The sequence below is a fragment of the Microbispora sp. CSR-4 genome (assembly GCF_008033685.1).
Taxonomy (GTDB): Bacteria; Actinomycetota; Actinomycetes; order Streptosporangiales; family Streptosporangiaceae; genus Microbispora.
On sequence record NZ_VJVX01000253.1, the window covers coordinates 1 to 516 of the forward strand.

At 74.2% G+C, this 516-nt stretch carries 1 protein-coding gene; it reads left to right on the forward strand.

Annotated elements, in window-relative coordinates; all coding sequences use genetic code 11:
• A partial coding sequence (locus FLV34_RS39705; RefSeq protein ID WP_147945632.1) for a DUF222 domain-containing protein occupies positions 1-516 on the forward strand: 516 nt, incomplete at both ends.

A 516-nucleotide genomic window follows, 5' to 3' on the forward strand; every position in this document is an offset into this window, starting at 1 on the left:
GTGGACATGTGCCTGGCCGAGGCGGAGGAGTTGCTGTTCGCCCGGGATCGGATCACCAGCGCCCTGGCCGACCGCGTCGGCCGGGTCCACCGAGCAGGTCAGGCCAGGCAGCATGGCCATGCCTCCACCCGCTGCTGGCTACGCACCGCCGCCGGGATGACGGTGGGTGGTGCGGGCCGCCTGCTCACCCTGGGCGCGGAACTGCCGCGCCTCCCCAAGGTGCGGGAGAAGTTCGCCACAGGGGAGCTGGCGGCCGGGGTGGTGGAGGCCATCTGCGCCGCCGTCGCCGGACTAACCGACGAGCAAGCCACCCTGGCGGAGCCGATCTTGGTGGACCTGGCCGGCAAGGCCGGGGCGGCGGAGGTCGCCAAGGCCGGCCGCCACCTGCGGGCGGTGCTGGACCCCGACGGGGAAGAACGGGATGAGCGGGCCGATTACGGGCGGCGGTTCCTGCGGGTCCGCCCGGGCAAGGGCGGCGGCGTGGAAGGGGAGTTCTACCTGCCGCGTGAGGCCGGC